A 20,801-nucleotide genomic window follows, 5' to 3' on the forward strand; every position below is an offset into this window, starting at 1 on the left:
GATCCTCGGTCGCCTCACAAATCGGTGAGGTCGTCGGGACACCGTCTTCCACTTTTGTTGATCAGCCGCCTTCCTGGCCATGTTCCGAGACAATAAGGCGCCCGTGCGCCGCCGCCTCGATTAACCCAAGACGCGCAAGGATCTTTTGCCGGAGACAACGAGGTCACCATCCTGCGGTGCCGCGTTGCGTCACAGTCGGCATGAGATGTGCAAAGTGGACCGTCGTCAAACGTCAAACAGAGGCGTTGGTGACTGGACTGAACGACCAGAACGGGCTGCTTGCGCCCTTTCGGACTTCACAAAGTTCGAAAATGGCGTCGTTTCAGGGCATAATCGCCGCTTGTCAAAATGTTTGCGACAAGTCCGGTGAAAGCCTACCGAGTATCTTGTGCTTGGGGGGGTTAGTTCCGATAAACTAAGCGGCATACACATGCTAATCTATTTGATTTACGGGCCGACCTGCAGCGGCAAAACAGACGCGGCAATCCAAATTGCACGAGAGACCGGATGGCCGGTCATTGCGCTGGATCGTGTACAATGCTGTCCTCAAATCGCCACCGGCAGCGGGCGTCCCTCGGATTCCGAACTGCAATCTACCCAGCGGATCTACTTGGATTCGCGCCCGCTAACCGCGGGCATCATCGACGCCGAGACCGCCCATCGTAAGCTGATAATGCAAGTGGATGAGCGTAGTTCCCAGCCGGGGCTCATCCTCGAAGGCGGTTCGATCTCCCTTCTCAATTTAATGGCGCGGAGTCAGCATTGGGATGGCGCTTTTCGGTGGCATGTAAGGCGGTTGCGGCTCGGCAACTCGGACGCCTTTCTGGAGAGAGCCAAGCGTCGGGTCACAGAGATGTTTGTCACAAGAGAAGGACAACCTTCATTGCTGCAGGAACTTGCGGATCAGTGGAAGGAAGATGCAGTCCGTCCCACTTTGGAAGACGTTGACGGATATCGTTGCGCCATTCATTTTGCGAGAGAGCACAGCTTGGCAATCAGCGAAATGCCGTGCCTTCGCAAAGAGCTCCAACAAGATCTTGTAGAGGCGATTGCGAGAGAATATCTCGAATATGCGCGTTGGCAAGAACGCGACTTTCCAGAATGGCAAACTGAGTGAGCAAGCCTCCCCGGACCTCGCCTGCGGTGCGGGCACGGTAGCTCCTGAGAATTGCGCTAAGTGGTTTGCTGAAGCAAGCTAGTGCCCGGCGACATTAGGTCCGTGTGGCAGCGGAAGGATTGCTTTCGCCACGGTGACTGCGGAGGACGCGACATGGCTGCACTGCTCATTTCAGGCATGGGACGGAATGTACCGATGACAAAGTGCTGCGCGGTTCGTAGCGACCGCTACCGTGGCTGACTCGCGAACTACTATCCGCCAGCCCAGTCTGTGGCGTCGTCTCGGCTTTCATCGCCACCGCCTTCGCCCAGGAAACGCCCGAGGCCGCAAGCGTCGCCTTGGCAGTGCGGCACCCGGCAAGATGGGTGGTCATCGGCCCTATCTGATCGACGGGGAGCACCGTGCTTTCGTCCTGGGCGAGGTTGAGCGAGATGCCAACATGACGCTTCATCAATTGACGGCGGCACTGGCTGAACGTGGTCTCCTGCGAGCGTCGGTCGCTTCCTGCACCGCGAGGGCAAGAGCTTCAAAAAACCGTTCTGCCGGCCGAGCAGCTCAAGCCAAAGCTGATGCGCCGGCGTGCGCAATGGATGCGCTATCAGACCCGCATTGACCCTACGCGCCTGGTCTCCCTGGATGAAACATGGGTCAAGACCAACATGGCGCCGTTGCGCGGCTGGGGTGTGCGCGGCAAGCGGCTGATGGCCCACGCACCATATGGCCATTCGAAGACGATGACCTTCATCACCGCGCTGCGGCATGATCGAGTGGAGGCGCCTTGGGTCATTGACGGACCCATCAATACGCAGGCCTTTCGCGTCTATGTCGAAACCGAACTCAACAAAACACTGAAGCCGGGCGACATCGTCATTCTCGACAATCCCGGTTCTCACAAGGGCCAAGCCGTCCGCGACATCGTCAGGGCTGCTGGCGCAAGGCGGGTCAAGCCCGCGAGAGCGGCAATTTTGTTCCGGCTATCACCCTCTCGTCGAGAACGGCGTGACGGAAGCGATAAAGTTGCGCCGGCCGGCCGCCGGTTTCCGCGGTTGTCTCACCGGTCTCCTCGACCAGCTCCTGCTGCTCGATCAGCCGGCGAAAGTTCGGCTTACGCACGAGCCTGCCGGCAAGCGCCTCCACGGTGCGCTGCAGCTGCAAAAGCGTGAAGACCGGCGGCATCAGTTCGAATACGACCGGCCGGTATTTGATCTTGGAGCGCAGCCGCGCAATGCCGGTCGCCAGGATGCGACGATGATCGGCGATCATCGATCTGCCCGACACCGAGGTGGGCGCAGCGGAATGTCCGGCGCGTATTGCTTCCTCCACCAGGGCGGCTTCGTAGAGCAGCTCATAACGTTGAAGCGCGAGTTCCTCGTTCCAATGGCGGTCGTCAAAGCCGAAGGCGATCGCCGCCCGCCGTCGTCGGTCGAGGCGTGTCGTACCCTCGTCAGTGCCATCCGCCCATTCCATCAGGCGCGGCCGCAATTCGTCCAACACGACCGCCGGTGTGCCGGAGCGGTGATCCTCCCACGGGAAATAGTCGTACCAGCTTCCCCAGTGTCGCCCGGCCGGGTCGCCAGCTTCGTCTTGGTGGGTGAGCGCCAGATAGCTGATAGAGACCACGCGGTCGTCAGCGCCAACCCTGTCGCGATCGGCGAAGGTGTAGAGCTGTTCGATATAGCCGAGCGGCTGGCCGGTCTGTTGTTCCACCCATCCCCTGAGGCCCGACTGCAGCGAACGGTGAGCAAGCTCGAACGGGCCGGAGGGCAGGGCGTTTGCCTGCGGGATGGTCAGAACGCAGGGGGCGCTGCTGTCCATGGCGACCACAACGGCGATCAAGTCCGCATTGACGTCGTTGGCCTTGCCTCCAGCTCCGCCTTTCCTAATCCCTTTTGCGCGATCGTCCATGGTCCCCGACGTCGTTGAGCAGAGCCCTGCCGCGTAGGCGGCTGAACCGATTGAATTCCGTTTTTGTCTGATAATTGTCGGCGCGTCAACACCACCCGTCGTGGCGATTTTAGCTCTTCGCAGCTGCACAAAAAGTGCCAACGCGACATCCGTGCTTGGGGAAGGAGGCCCATTGAGTGCGCCGATTCAAAGCTCGTCGATCGACATTGCGACGTTGTTCTCGTCGGCGACAGCGCGGCATGGTTCTCCACGGCTTGGCGTCGACGCTGGGTGTGACGCTGGAGATGATGATCATGCACGGTCAGGCCTGCACCGTGGCCTGGAGTCGGCGCAAATGGTCGTCGACCCGCCGTTCGGTTCCTTTTGAAGAAACCCGGAGCAGGCTTTCCGCTGCCTGATAAAGCCCTTCCAGTGCGCCCGCGCCAGCATCATCGCACTCTCGCTCCAACACAACCTATGCGAGTCAGTAAATCGACTCGCCGGCACTATTGTTTCAGGGGAAATGAATCTAGTTTCAAAGGGTTCGGCCGATAGGCCGGGCACAGCTGCGGTCTTCACGGGCCTTTTTGACATAAACGCGTCGCCCGATTGAGATTATCTTGACGGTAGCGCAGTGCGCCATCCATGCCAGTCGAGATGATCATGGGCAAATATCGAGACCATCGCGAGCCACGCCGGCATCGCTATGACGATGACCCCGTTTCCTTTTCGGAACGGACTTCCGAGCCAAGCTATTTTCAGCGCCCGCCGACCGTGACGGCAGATCCTGTCGATGCGGAGGTATTGTGGTTCACAGTCAGCAAGGGTTTTGGCTTCGTCAAACTGTCGGACGGCACGGAGGCCTATCTGCACGTGCGAGTGTTAGAGGCGGCCGGAAGCCGGGATGTTGCCGCGGGAACGCCTCTCAAGATCACGGTCGAAAAAAGTCCAAAAGGTCATCAAGTCGCGCAGGTGCTGGAGATCGGCGATCACCGCGCGAAAACTCCGTCACATACGCGCGTCGCTGGAGGGACCTTCGTTGAAACCGGTGCGCAGCTGGAGAGCGGGGGCACGGTCAAGTGGTACAAACCCGAAAAGGGCTTCGGCTTCATTGCTCCTGACAACGGTGAGAAGGACGTCTTCGTTCATGCCAGCGCCCTGACGCGCTCAGGGCTCAGCGTGCTGGTGGCGGGACAGAAGGTGTTTGTCGAATGCGGGCAAGGCAAGAAAGGCTGGGAAGTCCGGAGCATTCGCCTTGCCTAGACGGCGATGCATTGCTCGCCTCGAAGGAGATGCCGGAGAGCGTCGGGCGGCCGCCCGAGCCCGCGTAGCAGAAACCGACATTGTCGAAGCGCAGCACGCCGTCGGTGACGACGAGATCCCTGGCGCCCGCCGCGTCCTCGATGTCAAGTTCGGCGTCGAGCAACTCGAACAGCCGCGTGCCGCAGGTCGAGGCGCGCGCGAACGAGTTGACCATCAATTCGAGCTAGCGCACCGGCATCTGTAGAATGGTCATGAAGGTAAGCAACAGGGCCAGCGTGCCGGCGCTGATTTGACCTGCGATCACTTTCTGGCCACCGAACCAGAGCACCAGGCCCATGGCGGTCAGGAACGAGAAATTCATGGCGCTGGTGTTGCCGACACGGATGTCAACGCGCTCATTGGCGAGATCAAGGCGCGTCCTGCTTGGCGCGGTCGAACTTTTCCAGCTCGTGCGGCTGCGCGGCGAAGGCACGCACGACACGGATGCCGCCGAGATTCTCATCCATCACCCGGATCTTTAACGATCGCTGATGCCCAGATATGGGAAGGTCAGGCTTCAATGACGGGGAAGGTGAAGGATTGACTGGTCGGGTTTCCGGGCCGAGCTTGTCGGCCGCTCAATCGAAAGCGTCATTTGAGGCGCTTTCTCTCCCGCGTGTAACTGGAAGACACGCTCGTCCAGTTCCTTGTCTACTTCCGTGAGACGATGATTGAGGCGAAGGTAGTCGGTCCAGGTCGGCGTTCGGAACGTTTCTGTCCACTGCATAGGCTTCTGAAGGTTGCGCTGGAGCGTCCAGTTCCGAGCACCGACGCGGCTGTGTACATGACGCCGCTGCCGCATGAGGTCGAGGAAGGCCTCGACATTTCTCTCGGCTATCAGATATTCGATCTTGACCACGATCGGGCCGCTTCTCGGCTTCAAACTGAGAGCGACAGCTGGGGCGTCGAATTCCTCCAAAGGATCGGGCTCGGACTCGCGGCGCTCGCGAAGAGGAAACAGAACGCCGGCTGCAGCAACGAGCAGCAGGGCCGCAGCGGAACCCTCTAGCGCCCAGGTCAGCGAATGGTTCTGGGAAACGGTGCCCCACACCCAGCTGCCGGCCGCTATGCCGCCGTCTATCAATGCATAGTAGATGGAGATCGTGCGCCCCACGACCCAGCGCGGGCTTGCCAGCTGCACGCTCACGCCAACCCCGGACCAGGCAGTGACCCAGCCTGCGCCGCCCAAAGCAAGTGCAATTGCCGCCACGCCGATCGAAGAGGTAAGCGCCAGGGAGAGGGAGCACGCCGCGCAGGCGACGCAGGAGAGCCTCATCAGCTTTTCTTGCGACAAGCTCCGTCTGAACAGGCTGTTGGAGAGGCCGGCGAAGACCGCGCCTGTTCCGAAACCTGCCATGAGCGTGCCATAGGCGAGCGGGCCTCCTCCCAACTGGTCGCGGACAATCAGCGGCAGCAGCGCGAGTATGGCGATGCTCGCCAGGCCAAAGAGGGTTCCGCGTGCGATCGCCGCTTTGATTTCCGATGACATCGCCGTGAAGCGCAGCCCGTCATAGATGGCTCTCCTCATCGACTCGCGCGGAAGAGGCGACGAGCGGACCTTCCACTTGCAGCGCCATATGGTGGCCAAGGGTACCAAATAGGTGAGGGTGGTCACGGTAAAAGCGGCCAAAAGCCCGAAGGAGGCAACCACGATGCCGCCGAGCGCCGGGCCCACGGTCCGTACGGTGTTGAAGCCAACGGAAAGCAGGGTAACGGCAGCGGGAACATCGCGCCGGTCCACCATATCGCCAACCGACGCCTGCCAGGCGGGATCGTTGAGAGCGCCGCCGCATGCGATTAAAAAGCTGAAGCCGAGAATCATCCATGGGTCGAGAAAGCCCAGCGCTACAACAGCGGTCAGCATCGCAGATGCTATCACCATAAGGCAGCGGCCCGCGAACATAACCCTGCGACGGCTGAAATTGTCAGCGAGAACCCCGGCGAACACGGACAAAATGAAAGCGGGCAGGTTCGATGAAGCCTGCACCAGCGCAACCATCAGATCGGAAGTCGAGATGGTAGCCATCAGCCAACTGATGGCAACAGTCTGCATCAACCAGCCGAGGCTCGAGACTTGCGTGGCGAGCCAGATCGAACGAAAGGTGGGCTGCAAAAGTGGCGCAAAGGTCGTTGGTGCAGCCAAATCATCATTTGATCCAGCCACCCTACTCATTTTGCCACCCTTTGCTTTGCGTTATTGCCGTTTCCCATGTAATCTAGGCTGAACCGTGGCGGCTAGAAGAATAGAGAGAAACTGTTTGCCTTGCGGCACAGTTCCTCGTGATTAAGGGTTGCGGCCGAGACGCATGCCCGAGCCGGCTCACCCCGCCTTCGAAGACATCACGGGGTGGAGCCCGGATTCTTGCTTGTCGTTTGACACAGCATGCTTCATCAACGGGCACTTTGCCGAGCGATGCCTTTTCCCGAAACGCGACGATGTTCTTTCGTCGGAAACTCTCTCCAACGGCGTTCGATGCGCTGAGTCTGGCTTGGGGCGAGGTGAGGGCTTGCAGATCTTAGACAGGATTGATTGCTGATATACGCAGACGGTTGCCGGGCCGCGATCGAAGAGGCGCGCGCCTTGCTGCTTCAGCTTGAACAAAAGTCTGACGCGCTCACACATGCCATCGACGACTTTCTGCTCGATCTGATGAGGCTGACTTTCATTGTTGAATGTTATGGACGCGGCTTTGAACTTTTGGCGCGAACGCTTGCCCGTAGAAGACTGGCAAAGGTCAGGCTTTGGTCAGGGGCGGTGGACTCCGCCAGGGGAGAAATGACACCCAAAGCCGGATGGCTGACGCGACGGTCGCCCCGCGTTCCGCACAGTGACGAAGGTAACGGTACGGCTCTTCGGCAGATGGCGCATCCGCATGGTAGCGTCTGGCCGTCCCCCCTGATGCTTCGGCCTCCCACACCTATCCGAACAGGCCCGATCCTGGAGGGTCCTCGAAGTGGGCATGAGGGCGATAGGCCGCGTGGTTCGGGTACCAAGCGTAGGCGCGGTATTGGGCTGGAAATTGGCGACGCGCGACGAAGAAGTCCGAGATCAACTCGTGCAATGGCAATTCCTAACACCGTGGACGTGTTGGAGCAGCCTCATCCTCCTAGTCAGGAACGTCATCAAGGTTATAGGATTGATGCGCGGCGAACCCTCGGAACTCAGGATCATGTTGACATCGCTGTTCGACAGAGCCGACTTCGCGCAAGGAAGCCACATCGTTTCGGAATTGCTTATCGCATGGTCTATCGTCGGCCTAGTCAAACCCTTGGCGCGGCGAGGAAGCGGCGGTCGTCGGCGTGATGCATGACGGGAGTCGGCGGCGCCTCACCATAGGCGAAATGCAGGAACCAAAGGAAAGGACCACCTGCATGGAATTGCGAACCGCGTCCTCGACGTCTGAGCCGCGACCCTTGCCAACGATCACTCAACCCGCGACGTAGAGCTTCAACCCAGCCTTGGACACGCGAACCGCGCTACCATCGTTGCAGAGGAGCCGTCCACCAGATGGTTCCACTTGTAGTCCGCGCCTTTGGTCGACATAGCGGACTGGCTCTGCCCACCGGCAAGGTTGAAGAGTGTCCGTTGTTGCAGTCGTACTTGGCCTAAGTGAACCAGATGCCTGAGCACGCGGTCGCGTTTCAGGGTTGATCTACTCGTAAAAAGGAATTGTCTTAGGCGGAAGGCCGCACTTGATACCGCTATCCTATTGGCGCCCCATCGGGTTCTCCGGATTGAGCAAGTCCGGATTACTATTTTATGCCGCTGCCAGCGTTGTGTCCGCCATGTGCACGCGCGCTGCCGCTGCCAGCAGGTCGGTCTGGGTGATCAGCCCAATAATGCGTCGCTCGGCATCGACGATGACCACGGCATGGCTGCGGCCGTCGGTGAGCACCGGCAGCAGGCTCATCGCCGGCGTATCGGGAGAGGCGGTGCTAGCCTTCGACATCACAGCCCTCACCGTGTCGGTCGCCTTCGTCAGCTCGCGCAGGCCAACTACACCGACCAGCCCGCCCCCGGCGTCGGTCACCGGCAGCGTCCGGATGTTGTGATCGAGCAGCAAATGACGCGCCTGGTCGGCAGGCGCATGTTCATCGACCGAAATCACATCGCGCGACATGATGTCCTCGCACAGCAGGGTCCGGTGGGAGCGCACCATCGCCTGCAACTCGACCTGCCGTAGCAGCCGCTCAAGATCGTTGCGGTCGATATCGAAGGTTTCCTCCAGCGCGCCGAGCGCGGCATCGACATCCTCGGGCTGGAAGCCGACCCGCTCCCGCGCCGGCGGATCGATGGTTCCATGCGCGCTTTTAAGGGCGGGGGCCGCCACATGCGGATAGTTGCGCCGCGATAGTTTATGGATGCCGTAGCCGAGTGCGACCAACACGATCGAGTTCAGCGCTACCGGAACGAAGGGAAACAGCAAGCCCGAGCTGAAGACGGCCGGTCCGCCGAACACCGCGGTTAAGGCGGCGGCGCCACCCGGCGGATGCAGGCAGCGCGTGAACGACATGGCGGCGATGGCCAGCGCCACCGCAATGCCGGTAGCAAGGACGGGTTCATGCACGAAATGCGCCACGGTCACCCCGACCAGCGCCGAAATCGTATTGCCACCGATAATCGACCAAGGTTGCGCCAGCGGGCTTGAAGGCACGGCAAAGAGCAGCACGGCCGATGCTCCCATTGGAGCAACCAGCAGTGCGACATGTGGGCCAGACCCGTTCGCCAGCGCACCGATCACGCCAGTCAATGCGATGCCGATCATGGCCCCGATGCAGGCGAGCAGCCGCTCGCGCAGCGTTGCACCGGCAAGGATCGGAACAAAGAGACGAAACGCCATGGCATACCCTTGGGCGAGTGGTCGGAACTCCGCGCTCCGCAATGCAGGCAAAGCCACAGATTTGGAAGTTAAGCCAATTCGGAAAGCCGGCTCACGGGGGAATACTTTTGCGCGAAACGGCCATTGCCAAATGGGTGCAGACATTTTGATCAGCCAGAGGAGGCGGACGGCACGCTGATCCGCTCGAGCGCAGCTAGAGGCCAAGGGCTGTCGTGCCGCGGGCAGCCGGAAATGGGGATGGTCGGAGGTCGAGCTGGGATGGACACTAAGGAATTCAGAGGCTTCGAAAAGCGTGCTGACAATGTCGGCATGGCAAGACAAATCAGGCCCTTGTCGCTCCACTTCCGAGGCGAACTCCAGCGGAGTACGGCTTCTACGCGGTGCTTGGTCTGCCTGTCCTTGCCACCATCGGAGTTGTTGGCTGCTGAAACGTCCACCTGTAGCCGCTGAGAAGACGACTGCCGCCAGTGCCGTCGTGGAACCGCCATATGACGGCGGCTTGGTTACAGAGCCGGCTTGTGTCGACCGGGCGGGGGAGCCTGATGTGACGTACATGGTCCAGAAAGTGGCCAATGAAGGGGGGTGGCATCGTCAACATGATCAGGTCACGTAATAGCGGTAACACAACCGCGACCACGAGCCTCTCAGGCGTTCGATGAGGCGGGAAAATCGATCGCCGGACCAAGCGCGATTCCGCCACACTGCCATACACGAAACCGATCAGGTCACGTTCCAGGCTCACCAGAAGATTGGAGCCGAGGCCACCTCGGCTGAACTCTGCCATGCCGCGGGCCGCCACCTCTTCCAGCCGCGGTAGAAAACGTGGGTCAGCAGCGCCGGCATGGGCGAGCAACTCCCAAATCGCGAGCAGCGCCATCGGCTCCGCAAGCGGCCGCAGATGTCGGCCGATGAAGCGGAAGGCCGGCGGTGCGATGGAAGCGCCGCGACAGCCTATCCCGACCTGCAATCGTGATCAGGCTGATCGTGGGGTCTCCGGACGCCAGCGTTGCAGATAGTTTTCGGCAAGCGTGAGCAGGCCGTGGATCACCAATCCGGTCAGGCCGACCACGATCATGGCCGAAAAGACGAGTTCCAATTGAAAGAGCTGACGACCATAGGCCATCAGGTATCGGAGCCCTTCGAACGATGCGATGAGTTCTACCGCAACCAGGGTCTGCCAGCCGTTGGCAAGGCCTTCTCGCAGCCCTGTAAAGATCGACGCACGGCGGAAGGCAGCACGATCATCGTGAGTTTCGACCAGCGGCTGAACGAAAGGACACGGCCAGACCCCGTCTCACGACGACGCCGTTGCGCTTCGCCGCCATCAGGCTGCGTAGAGGACTTGCACGTCTAAAGCTGTCGATCATGCTCGGCACATAAAAAAGGGCGGCATCGCTGCCGCCCTTTCCGTAAGCTTGCGAGATTGGCTGAATTAGAAATCCATACCGCCCATGCCGCCCATGCCACCGCCGGGCATACCAGCCGGCATGCCGCCGCCAGCCGACTCCTTCTTCGGAGCCTCCGCGATCATGGCTTCCGTGGTGACCAGCAGGCCGGCGACCGAGGCCGCGTCCTGCAGAGCCGTGCGCACAACCTTGACCGGATCGACGATACCCATGGCGATCATGTCGCCATATTCGCCGGTCTGGGCGTTGTAGCCGAAGGTCGCGCCTTTGTTCTCGAGGATCTTGCCGGCGACGATCGATGCTTCCGCACCGGCGTTGGCCGCGATCTGACGGGCCGGAGCCTGCAGCGCGCGACGCACGATGCTGATGCCTGCGGTCTGGTCGGAGTTGGCGCCGGTGACGGTGATGGCCAGCGAAGCGCGCAGCAATGCGACGCCGCCGCCGGGAACGATGCCTTCTTCGACGGCCGCACGGGTCGCGTTGAGGGCGTCATCGACGCGGTCCTTCTTTTCCTTGACTTCGATCTCGGTCGCACCGCCGACGCGGATGACGGCAACGCCGCCCGCCAGCTTGGCGAGACGTTCCTGCAGCTTCTCCTTGTCGTAGTCCGAGGTGGTCTCTTCGATCTGCTGCTTGATCTGGGCGACGCGGCCCTGGATCTCTTCCTTCTTGCCGGCGCCGTCAACGATGGTGGTGTTCTCCTTGGAGATCGACACCTTCTTGGCGCGGCCGAGCATGTTGAGGCCGACATTCTCGAGCTTGATGCCGAGGTCTTCGGAGATGACCTGGCCACCGGTGAGGATGGCGATGTCTTCCAGCATGGCCTTGCGGCGATCACCGAAGCCCGGCGCCTTGACGGCGGCGATCTTCAGGCCGCCGCGCAGCTTGTTGACGACCAGCGTGGCCAGGGCCTCGCCTTCGACGTCTTCCGAGATGATGACCAGCGGCTTCGAGGTCTGCACGACGGCCTCGAGGATCGGCAGCATGGCCTGCAGGTTGGAGAGCTTCTTCTCGTGGAGAAGGATGTAGGCGTCTTCCAGATCCGCAACCATCTTTTCGGCGTTGGTGACGAAGTAGGGCGAGAGATAGCCGCGGTCGAACTGCATGCCTTCGACGACTTCGAGCTCGGTCTCGGCGGTCTTGGCTTCCTCGACGGTGATGACGCCCTCGTTGCCGACCTTCTGCATCGCTTCCGCGATCATCGAGCCGACCGAAACGTCGCCATTGCCGGCGATGGTGCCGACCTGGGCAACTTCTTCCGAGGTCTTGATCTTCTTGGCGTTCTTGATCAGCGTCGCGACGACGTCGGCGACGGCGAGGTCGATGCCGCGCTTGAGGTCCATCGGGTTCATGCCGGCGGCAACCGCTTTGTGGCCTTCCTGGACGATCGACTGTGCCAGAACGGTCGCGGTCGTGGTGCCGTCGCCGGCGATGTCGTTGGTCTTCGACGCAACTTCGCGGACCATCTGCGCGCCCATGTTCTCGAACTTGTCTTCAAGCTCGATTTCCTTGGCGACGGTGACGCCGTCCTTGGTAATGCGCGGCGCGCCGAACGACTTGTCGATGACGACGTTGCGGCCCTTGGGGCCGAGCGTGACCTTCACCGCGTCGGCGAGGATGTTGACGCCGCGCAGCATGCGCTCACGAGCGTCGCGGGAGAATTTTACGTCTTTGGCAGCCATTTTTTACTCCTGGGCATTTCGCCCGAAATTCAGATTGGATGGTGCGGATGAAAGGCGGCGGCGTGTCAGCCGATGACGCCCATGATGTCCGCTTCCTTCATGATCAGAAGGTCTTCGCCGTTGAGCTTGACTTCGGTGCCCGACCACTTGCCGAACAGGATGCGGTCGCCGGCCTTGACGTCCAGCGGGACGAGCTTGCCGACCTCGTCACGGGCGCCGGAACCGATGGCGATGATCTCGCCTTCCTGCGGCTTTTCCTTAGCCGTATCGGGGATGATGATCCCGCCGGCGGTCTTCGCTTCGGACTCGACCCGGCGAACGACCACGCGGTCATGCAGCGGCCGGAAATTCGACTTTGCCATTTTTGGATTTCCCTGGTGCGGATGTTGAACGGTTCTCCGTTGCCGGAGCGTGTTTAGCACTCACCAGAAGCGAGTGCTAACGCGGCAGTCAGATAGGCCGTAGGCTCCTGCTAGTCAAGACGGAAGAGGGACCGGCGAAGAGCAAACGAGCGTGGAAGCACTGAGCCCTTTACGTAGACGACGTCGGAGATCGGACATGGATGGGGCGGCTCACCATTTGTAACTGAGGGCTTTATTTATTTGGCACGATTGGTGCAGCGGATGATCCGCAAACGTTGCCCGCGACAAATATGAGAGGTGAGCGCCATCAGGACTCTTGCGGTTAACGGTCCACTCGGTCTTTACGGTGTGGCCGCCGCGCGGGCGCCAGGACTCCGGCCATCCCGATAGTCACCAATCCAATCTGCGGAGAACAGGAGGCAAGATGAGAGCGACAGTCAGCATGAACTCGAATTTGAAATGTTTGGCCAAAGCAACTGCCATCGCCTTGCTCTGGACGGTCACGGCTACGTCGGCGGACGAAGATATGTGGATGCCGGGCCAGACTGCGGAAGTGGGCGCGGCCATGCGCGCGGATGGGCTCCAGATCGATCCCGCCCAGCTGGGCCGTCTGGACGCTGACCCGCTCAACGCGATCGTATCACTGGGCGGATGCTCCGCCTCGTTCGTCAGTCCACAAGGGCTGGTCGCAACCAATCATCACTGCGTGTTCGAATCCATCCAATACCACAGCAAGGAGGGCCAGGACTATCTCACAGACGGGTTTCTGGCGAAGAGCCCTGGGTGAAGAATTGCCCGCGGCGCCAGGCAGCCGAATCTATGTGATCGAGGACATGCGGGATGTGACCGCCGAAATGCTCAAGGGCGTCTCGGACAAGCTGAATGGTTTGCCCGCTATGAGGGGCTCGCCACGAACCGCAAGGCCCTGATCGCCGCATGTGAAGGACAGCCCAATCGCCGCTGCGACGTTGGGGCCTATTATGGCGGCGCCTCCTACTATCTCCAGCAGAAGCTCGAAATCGAGGACGTGCGCCTTGTCTATGCGCCCGCGCTCGGCATCGGTAACTTCGGCGGCGAAACGGACAATTGGATGTGGCCGCGCCACACAGGCGACTTCGGCTTTTATCGCGCCTATGTCGCTCCTGATGATTGCTCCCGGCCATATGCGCGCGACAATGTGCCTTACCGGCCGAAGAGTTGGCTACCCATAGCCTGTGAAGGCGTCAAGGAAGGCGACCTTGTGATGGTCGCCGGCTTTCCCGGCGCAACCCACCAGTTCCTGACGGCGGATGAAGTCCGGTTCAACTTCGCGCAATTCGAACCGCGGTTGCAGCGTTCGCTCTCGGATTATGCCGCCCAGATCAACCAGGCAACGGCAGGCAATCGCGAGGCGCAGATCCATTGACCGCCCGCTTCACAAATGGCTCGGCCTAAAACGCATGGGAAAAGCAGAAAAGGCAACAGATTGGCACCAGAATGAATATGGCCGCGCGAACTGACAGACGCGCCAACAATCGGCATCTCGCATGGTCGGTGGCACTGGACGTGGCGCCCACCCTGCTGGCGCGACTCCCCATCAGGTCGTCGGGGTTTCGCTGGCGAAAAAAACTTCCGCGTGTCTCTGCGCGATCCATCCCGCTTGCGCGTGCCTAGTCAACCAAAAAACTGACCATCTGCACGATCAGGATCAGCAGAAAAAAGCCAAAGGCAGACGCCAAAACAGCTGCAACAGCTGCCTGCAGGACGATGCGTTGTTTCTTACCCACAATTCCCCCGGGAGAGAGTCTGATGATAACCCTTAAAAAAGGGCGCCCGGGAACAGGGCGCCCTTCTCATCGACGAAATGCTCGGATTGGAGGTCCGTGATCAAGCAATTCGCCGAAAACCTCTACAAGCCTCACCACAATGGTTCGGCCGCAAATTAGGCTCGCAGTTAGCGCTCCGAACGCGGGGCAACGGGCTCTTCAATCCTCAGAACGAGCGCTGGAAGCGGAGCAGACCGCCGACGCTGTTCTTCTTGTCGGCATTGGTCCAGTTAGAGAAGTCCACATCCCCGAACTTGCCAGCGTGGAGATAGTCGACTTCGGCCGTGATCGTCAGACCAGGAACGATATCGTAGGCGACATTGGCGGCAATGCCGAGGTTCTTCCACTCGTCATACGCCGCCTGAAGGTTGAAAGAGGTCTTCTCGTTGAACTTGTAGGTGCCGCCGCCCCAGACGGCCCAGTTGCCACCCCACTGCTTGTAGAAGCCGCGACCGCCGGCAGGAATAGCGTAGGTCCCATCCGTTAGGTTGTCGTCGGTCCCATAGCCAGCCATAATGAACAGCGACAGTTCGTTGGTGGCGTTCACATCCAAGCGGACCTTGCCGGCTACCTCTTCGTAGTTGCTGTCGTAGGCGATCACGCCGGTGATGGCGCCCCAGCCCTGCGTGTACTTCACGCCGCCGACAAGATGCGGAACGTAGCTGTCGATCGTGCCGACGACGCCAGAACCCTCTTCGAGCGATACCACGGCGGAGAAGCCATTGCCGGCGTCGAAGTAGTACTGCACGACGTTGGTGTCGAAATCGCCGTAGGGAACGAGCGTATCGTTGATGACGTTGCCGGCATAGCCGATAAACGTATCGAAGGCCGATTCGTCCTTACCGACGCGCAGGCCACCAAGCTGGATCCAGGCGAAGTTCAGTGTGATGCCCTTGTTGAAGGCATAGTTCTGGGGACTGTCGGGACCCGAATAGGCGTTGCGGTTACCGAAATTGAATTTGGTCTCGGTGTATGTCTTCAAAGTACCGAGTTCAGTTTCCTGGCCGGTCCAAGTCCTTAGGTCAAAGCGGGCGTTCTTGCGCCAGGTGCCCTGGTCGCTGCCGTCTTGGACGTCGTGGGTCCGCGCCCCGTCGTAGGATCCAACGTCGCCGACGCCGATGTCGTAGCGGACATAGCCGCCGATGCGCAGGCAGGTCTCGGTGCCGGGGATGTAGAAGTAGCCCGAGCCGTAGACGTCGCAGATCTTGACGTATTCAGCCGGTTCCGGCTCGGCGACGGTCACCGCGTCGGCGGCGCGGGCGCCGGAAACTGCGATCAGAGCCGCAGCGGAGCCGAGAAGAAGGCTCTTGATGTTCATAATTGATCTCCATTCAATGATTTGAAAAGGGCGAGGACGTCGATGGACGAACCGCTCCCTGTCCCCACGATCGAAAAAGATGCGCATCGCGATGCATCCTTCCCGGCTCGAACGCTATTCGCTGGGCGAATTAGTGCAAGTTCAAATTCCGTCTGCCAACCATATATAGAAGTATCCGTTGCATTATTGCCACTATATCTATTGTATTACTTGCACAAATTGAACAACTATACATTTGCACAAATCGCACAATTGGTACATCTGCTTGTGCGCACTTACATAATGCGCGGACAGCCATCGGCATCCGGCCAATTGTCAGATAGATTCAATCAGAGAAACAGCCTGGGCGGCGGATGAAACAACTTCTGTGTTCATACCTTCTCTGAGCAATTCGATAGGGACGCGACCCTTGAGAAGAGGCGAGGGGCTGATCAGCCACAGCCAAGCCAGTCTGGGATCGGAGATCGAGGAAAGGACCTGCCTGATTCCGGGCATAGGCCTGCCGTCGATGAACTGAGCCAGGGGAAATACATGCTTACGGGAGCCTCTCCGAAAGGCAACCACATCATTGTGTTGCTGCCACCAATACAAAGTGGACCGCGGTATTCCAAAACGTCTCTCGAGATGCGTCGACCCCGCAACTGGACCGGCCCATTCTGCAATGCGCGCGCCTTCTCTCGGGCAATCTTTCAGAACCGGATGCCCGAGCGGATGATCGGCTGCCCGTGGTCGCGAAGCGATCTCACCCGCCTGGGCGTTTAGCCGTCGCGCTGCTTCGGCCTCGAGCCTACCAAGAAATTCGGCGGCCACGACGGTCAATTCGTTGGAAGGAGAACCAGAAGGCGCAACAGCAGCCTTGTCACCCTGCTTCGCCTCATCGCATTGGGCAAGAATGCGCTGCACCTCCCTCATGACAAAGCTTGAAAGCTCGGTCTGGCGCTTTTCATCCCCAAGATCACTCGACGCGGACATATCTGGCTTTCCCAATAGCATTCCCTCAGCAAGCCTCCGAAAGAGCGTTGAAGACATGAAGTTGGGGGGACGGCGATGTGTTGCGTTTTCGTATGCGCGCAACCTAGCAGCCGTCTTGCGGCTTCAACTTTTGCCTCTCAATAAAAAGGGAAGAACATCAATTGACGACCGTCTTGCCCCCCACGATCGAAACAGACGCACATCGCAGTGCACGCTTCACAGTGGGACGCTATCCGCGATGCTCATTTGTGCAAGTTTAAAGTTTAGCTTGCCAGCTTTATATAATTAGACGTTTCTTTTATGCAACACTTTTCCATTGTTACTTGCACAAATCGAACGTATCGCACATTTGGACGAACTGTACATTCGACAGCGACTTTGACGCACGTGTTTACTGGCGGTATACATCCTTCACCGTTGCCGCTAGGCATTGGCCCACTCGCGCGGCACCTCCTTCACGACAAAGGTTGAAAGCCCGTCCTCGGGCGTTTCATTTCCAAGATCACTTCGATCCACTCATACGGGCTTCCCGAGCGAGACCGTGGGTTTGGACTTGCGAATGAATTTCTCGTTATAATCGAATTGATTATAAGGGTATATTTCTACGTTGAGTATAAAGGATGTCAAGCCCGCGCCAGCGGCAATTTTGTCCGGGCGACCGCCGTTTCGTCGAGGACATGGTGGCGGAAGCGATAAAGCTTCGCCGGCCGACCGCCGGTATCAAAAGCACTTTCGCCGGTCTCCTCCACCAGTTCCTGCTGCTCCATCAACCGGCGAAAGTTCTGCTGAAGCGCCCCTGCCGATGTAATCGTCAACGCCGTCCGCGTCAGCGCATTGCCATCGGCGAGAAGCCGACGACATTGTTGATGACGAACGTAACGATCCGCGGCTTCAGACAGGAATGTGCGCTTCGTCCAGATGGATGGAGTGGGCTGGCAGGTTCCGGGCGGCCGCGCCGTTGAGGATGCAGCATCGAGAGCCGCGCTCGCCGAGGATGACATAGGTCGAGATTCGCGCGCCGGAAGTCTTGCTCCATGTCTCCACGAATCCATTGGCAGGATCCCGGGTTCTTCGCGTGGTCAGGGTCGAGCAGTATCGAACCGTGGTAGTTGAGCTTTGCTCGGTGACGTGGATGCCGTGCAGCTTGCCGGCGACTATTTTCGCATTGGTCCCGTTGTCCTATTCATCTCACAAAGTCAGTCCTGATGTTGAGCAGCTTCGCTGGGCTAAATCCCGACGACGAGCGCCCCGCCGCTGAGTCCCGCACCTGCCGCCGCCAGGAGTATTTTCTCGCCCGGCCGAAACGGCTCCGCTTGATTGGCGAGCGACAGTGAGAGCGGGATCGTCGCGGCCGAAGAGTTGCCGTATTCGGCAATCGTCTTGACAATTGCTTGATCCGCTATGCCGAGGTTACTCCCGACAGCATCGAAAATGCGAGCATTGGCCTGATGCGGCACGAACCGGTCGACATCCTGTGGTCGCACTCCGGCAGCGGCTAGCGCGCTTCTCGAGCAATCGGTCATCATCTCGACGGCCTTGGCGAACACTTCGCGTCCGTCGGTCATCGTCATGCGGGTTTGCGCAAGGTCGAGGCCGTCATGGAACGGCTTGTTGCTTCCTCCTGCGGGAATCTGGATCAGCCCGTATCGCGAGCCGTCCGAATCCACGGAGGCACCGAGAATCCCCCGATCAGTATCCTCGCAGGGACCGATCACGAGGGCGCCGGCGGCATCGGCAAACAGCACGGCGCTGGCGCGCTCAGAGGGATTGATGCGGCGGCTGAGGATATTGGCGGCGATAACAAGGCTCGCTTTGCCGTGCAGGCGAGTAAATCCGTCCGCAAACATCAGCGCATAGATGAAGCCGGCGCAGGCGCCGGTCAGATCGACAGCGCCGGCGCGGCCGAGCCCCAGCCGATGTGCGACCAGGGGCGCGCTGGGCGGCAGGAGGTGATCGGGCGTCGAGGTGGCAAGCAGCAGCAGACCGATGTCGTGGCGCGCAATGCCGGCGCTGGCCAGCGCCATGGCGCCGGCCTGGGCAGCAAGACCAGACAGCGTGTCTTCGTCCGTTGCCCAGAAGCGCGACCGGATTCCAGTACGCCGCTCGATCCAGCCCGGTTCCAGGCCGAGATTGTTCTCGATTTCGGCATTCGCCACCTTTCGCCCAGGCGCATGATGGCCAAACGCGAGAAGGCGCGACAACCTGCTCATGGCTTTGAGCCGAAGCGTTCGCCGGCCTCCTCGATCGCGTCATGGAGCCGATCGAGCTCGTCGCCGGTGACGCAATAGGGCGGCAGGAGATAAAGGACATTGCCGAGCGGGCGCACAAGCAGGCCGAGCTCGAGGAAAAAAGCCCGCAGCTTAGGTCCGATCTCGGCCAGATAGCCGGCAGAGCCGGCGCGCAGGTCGAGAGCCAGGATCGTGCCGATCGCGCGGCTGTCGGTGAAGTTGGCATTGTCGCGAAAGCGTCGAAACCCGGCGGCCTGCCTCGCGCTCAGGGTGGCGATCCGCTCGGCCACCGGCTCGTCACGCCAGATCTCGACATTGGCGAGTGCTGCCGCGCAGGCAATCGGATTGGCCGTGTAGGAACTCGAGTGGAAAAACGTCTTCTTGCGATCCGCCGAATAATGAGCCTGGAAGATCGCATCGGTGGCAAGCGTGGCCGCCAGCGGGATCACGCCGCCAGTCAAGCCTTTGGAGGTGCACAGGATATCTGGAGAAATCGATGCCTGCTCGCAGGCGAACATGCTCCCGGTGCGGCCCCAGCCGGTCATCACCTCGTCGGCGATCAGCAGCGTGCCGGAGGCTTCGGCAATCTTCTTCAATCCGGTCAGAACCGAGGCCGGATACATCAGCATGCCGCCCGCGCCAAGCACGAGCGGTTCGACGATCAGCGCGGCGGCGCGCTGGTCGCGGCTGACGGCCTCGAATCTATCCAGCGTTTCCTGCTCGCGGCCGGCGGCCGGGAAGGGAATGGTGTCGACCTCGAACAGCAAGGGTTCGTAGGCGGCGTTGAACACGCCACGGGCACCGACGCTCATCGTGCCGATCGTGTCGCCATGATAGCTGTGCTCCATGACGACGATGCGCGAGCGCGGCGCGCCGATGTTGCGGAAATAGCCGAGCGCCATCTTCAGCGCGACTTCGACGCTGGTCGAGCCGCTGTCGGAATAGAACACCCAGTCGAGTCCGGCGGGAGCGAGTCCGACAAGCGCCTTGGCCAAGCATTCGGCAGGCTCGTGCGTGAAACCTGCGAAGATGATCTGGTCGAGGCTCGAGGCGGTCGTCTCGATCGCCTTCATAATGCGGGGATGGCGGTGGCCATGTGTAACGACCCACCAGGAGGAAATGGCGTCCAGAATGCGCGCGCCATTGGCTTTGTGGAGATAGGCGCCTTCAGTCAGGACGATTTCAAGGATCGCCGGCTCGAGCGCGTGCTGGGTGAAGGGATGCCACACACGGGATTGCGGCATCATTCGCCTCCGGCAATCAAAGCGAGGTCGAAGCCGGCAATCATCGCTTGTCTCAGCGTTTTGTCCGTCAGCGGATCGAGGTGCGGCAGCCTGCCGAGTTGCGGCACGTCGCCGAATTCCACGATCGTCCGTTGCGTATCGGTCATCTCATCGCCGATGAAGGCGATGCCAGCCAGCGGGATAGCGCGCGCCCGCAGGGCCTCGATCGACAGCAGGGTGTGATTGATTGTTCCGAGCGCGGTGCGGGCGCACAGAATGACCGGCAACTGCCATTGCTCGAATATGTCGATGAACCTTGTCCGGCGGTTCAGCGGCACCATCAGCCCGCCGGCGCCTTCGATGACGAGCGGTGTCGGCAGGACCGGAAACGAAAGATCGGCAGCCTCGATCGAAACGTCGTCGATTTCGGCCGAACGATGCGGCGAAAGCGGGCTCTTCAAGCGGTAGGCTTCCGGCAGCACGCGCCCCGACGGAAGCCCGGCAAGCCGTGCCACCGCCTCGCTGTCGGTCTCGCCGTCGAGGCCCGATTGCACCGGCTTCCAGTAGAAACCGTCAAGCAGGCCGGCAAGCCCGGCCGAAAACACCGTCTTGCCAATTCCGGTGTCTGTTCCGGTGATGACGATGCGCTTGGTCATGTCGC

At 60.3% G+C, this 20,801-nt stretch carries 16 protein-coding genes and 5 pseudogenes; 5 read left to right on the forward strand and 16 right to left on the reverse strand.

Annotated elements, in window-relative coordinates; translation table 11 throughout:
- The first annotated feature begins 430 nt into the window (after window positions 1-430).
- The gene (locus NKH99_RS25025; protein ID WP_353016125.1) at window positions 431-1,117 is read left to right on the forward strand and encodes an isopentenyl transferase family protein; all 687 of its coding nucleotides are present in this window, start codon (window positions 431-433) and stop codon (window positions 1,115-1,117) included.
- Between the two features lie 166 nt (window positions 1,118-1,283).
- On the opposite strand, the gene NKH99_RS25030 is transcribed toward NKH99_RS25025, so the two are convergent.
- Window positions 1,284-1,568: a hypothetical protein gene (locus NKH99_RS25030; protein WP_353016128.1), complete on the reverse strand. Its 285-nt coding sequence runs from the start codon at window positions 1,566-1,568 to the stop codon at window positions 1,284-1,286.
- Between the two features lie 139 nt (window positions 1,569-1,707).
- Here NKH99_RS25030 and NKH99_RS25035 point away from each other — a divergent pair.
- A pseudogene (locus NKH99_RS25035) lies at window positions 1,708-2,052 on the forward strand (transposase); the annotation flags it as partial.
- Between the two features lie 7 nt (window positions 2,053-2,059).
- On the opposite strand, the gene NKH99_RS25040 reads toward NKH99_RS25035, so the two are convergent.
- Window positions 2,060-3,022 (reverse strand): NUDIX hydrolase, encoded by a 963-nt coding sequence (locus tag NKH99_RS25040; protein WP_353016131.1) that lies wholly within the window; start codon window positions 3,020-3,022, stop codon window positions 2,060-2,062.
- A 147-nt stretch (window positions 3,023-3,169) separates the two neighbouring features.
- Here NKH99_RS25040 and NKH99_RS25045 point away from each other — a divergent pair.
- A pseudogene (locus NKH99_RS25045) lies at window positions 3,170-3,386 on the forward strand (3-methyl-2-oxobutanoate hydroxymethyltransferase); the annotation flags it as partial.
- A gap of 272 nt (window positions 3,387-3,658) precedes the next feature.
- On the forward strand, window positions 3,659-4,264 hold the full coding sequence (locus tag NKH99_RS25050) for a cold-shock protein (RefSeq protein WP_352595612.1): 606 nt from the start codon (window positions 3,659-3,661) through the stop codon (window positions 4,262-4,264).
- On the opposite strand, the pseudogene NKH99_RS25055 reads toward NKH99_RS25050, so the two are convergent.
- From NKH99_RS25055 to groES, 7 genes and pseudogenes are all read right to left on the reverse strand, one after another.
- Window positions 4,239-4,788: pseudogene (locus NKH99_RS25055) on the reverse strand (ABC transporter transmembrane domain-containing protein); the annotation flags it as partial. The gene NKH99_RS25050 and the pseudogene NKH99_RS25055 overlap by 26 nt on opposite strands.
- 32 nt (window positions 4,789-4,820) lie before the next feature.
- Window positions 4,821-6,476 (reverse strand): MFS transporter, encoded by a 1,656-nt coding sequence (locus NKH99_RS25060; protein WP_353016135.1) that lies wholly within the window; start codon window positions 6,474-6,476, stop codon window positions 4,821-4,823.
- 1,585 nt (window positions 6,477-8,061) lie between these two features.
- Window positions 8,062-9,144 (reverse strand): HPP family protein, encoded by a 1,083-nt coding sequence (locus tag NKH99_RS25065; protein WP_353016138.1) that lies wholly within the window; start codon window positions 9,142-9,144, stop codon window positions 8,062-8,064.
- Between the two features lie 373 nt (window positions 9,145-9,517).
- A complete protein-coding gene (locus tag NKH99_RS25070; protein ID WP_353016141.1) occupies window positions 9,518-10,021 on the reverse strand; it encodes an ABC transporter permease family protein in 504 nt (167 codons plus the stop codon).
- A 96-nt stretch (window positions 10,022-10,117) separates the two neighbouring features.
- Complete coding sequence (locus NKH99_RS25075; RefSeq protein WP_352779598.1) at window positions 10,118-10,267, reverse strand: hypothetical protein; 150 nt, start codon at window positions 10,265-10,267, stop codon at window positions 10,118-10,120.
- A gap of 309 nt (window positions 10,268-10,576) precedes the next feature.
- Window positions 10,577-12,232: a chaperonin GroEL gene (groL, locus tag NKH99_RS25080; protein ID WP_352671077.1), complete on the reverse strand. Its 1,656-nt coding sequence runs from the start codon at window positions 12,230-12,232 to the stop codon at window positions 10,577-10,579.
- 65 nt (window positions 12,233-12,297) lie between these two features.
- On the reverse strand, window positions 12,298-12,594 hold the full coding sequence (groES, locus tag NKH99_RS25085; RefSeq protein WP_352453535.1) for a co-chaperone GroES: 297 nt from the start codon (window positions 12,592-12,594) through the stop codon (window positions 12,298-12,300).
- 526 nt (window positions 12,595-13,120) lie between these two features.
- On the opposite strand from groES, the pseudogene NKH99_RS25090 reads away from it, so the two are divergent.
- Window positions 13,121-13,999 (forward strand): annotated as a pseudogene (locus tag NKH99_RS25090) (S46 family peptidase).
- A gap of 566 nt (window positions 14,000-14,565) precedes the next feature.
- On the opposite strand, the gene NKH99_RS25095 reads toward NKH99_RS25090, so the two are convergent.
- The 7 genes and pseudogenes from NKH99_RS25095 to bioD all read right to left on the reverse strand — a co-directional run bounded on the left by NKH99_RS25095 (window position 14,566) and on the right by bioD (window position 20,796).
- Entirely contained in the window at window positions 14,566-15,717 is a 1,152-nt protein-coding gene (locus NKH99_RS25095) for a porin (protein ID WP_352779595.1), read from the reverse strand.
- A gap of 315 nt (window positions 15,718-16,032) precedes the next feature.
- Window positions 16,033-16,689, reverse strand: coding sequence for an antitoxin Xre/MbcA/ParS-like domain-containing protein (locus NKH99_RS25100; RefSeq protein ID WP_352577960.1), 657 nt, complete (start codon window positions 16,687-16,689; stop codon window positions 16,033-16,035).
- A gap of 623 nt (window positions 16,690-17,312) precedes the next feature.
- A pseudogene (locus tag NKH99_RS32795) lies at window positions 17,313-17,477 on the reverse strand (NrtR DNA-binding winged helix domain-containing protein); the annotation flags it as partial.
- 103 nt (window positions 17,478-17,580) lie between these two features.
- Entirely contained in the window at window positions 17,581-17,847 is a 267-nt protein-coding gene (locus tag NKH99_RS25110) for an aspartate 1-decarboxylase (protein ID WP_352772439.1), read from the reverse strand.
- Window positions 17,848-17,915: 68 nt separating this feature from the next.
- A complete protein-coding gene (gene bioZ, locus NKH99_RS25115; protein ID WP_353016146.1) occupies window positions 17,916-18,899 on the reverse strand; it encodes a 3-oxopimeloyl-[acyl-carrier-protein] synthase BioZ in 984 nt (327 codons plus the stop codon).
- Window positions 18,896-20,161, reverse strand: a complete 1,266-nt coding sequence (locus NKH99_RS25120) for an adenosylmethionine--8-amino-7-oxononanoate transaminase (protein WP_353016149.1) — start codon at window positions 20,159-20,161, stop codon at window positions 18,896-18,898. Before NKH99_RS25120 ends, bioZ begins: the two co-directional genes overlap by 4 nt.
- On the reverse strand, window positions 20,161-20,796 hold the full coding sequence (gene bioD, locus NKH99_RS25125) for a dethiobiotin synthase (protein WP_023679599.1): 636 nt from the start codon (window positions 20,794-20,796) through the stop codon (window positions 20,161-20,163). The genes NKH99_RS25120 and bioD overlap by 1 nt, the downstream gene beginning before the upstream one ends.
- Window positions 20,797-20,801 lie beyond the last annotated feature (5 nt).

It is taken from the genome of Mesorhizobium sp. M0854 (assembly GCF_040319815.1).
Taxonomy (GTDB): Bacteria; Pseudomonadota; Alphaproteobacteria; order Rhizobiales; family Rhizobiaceae; genus Mesorhizobium.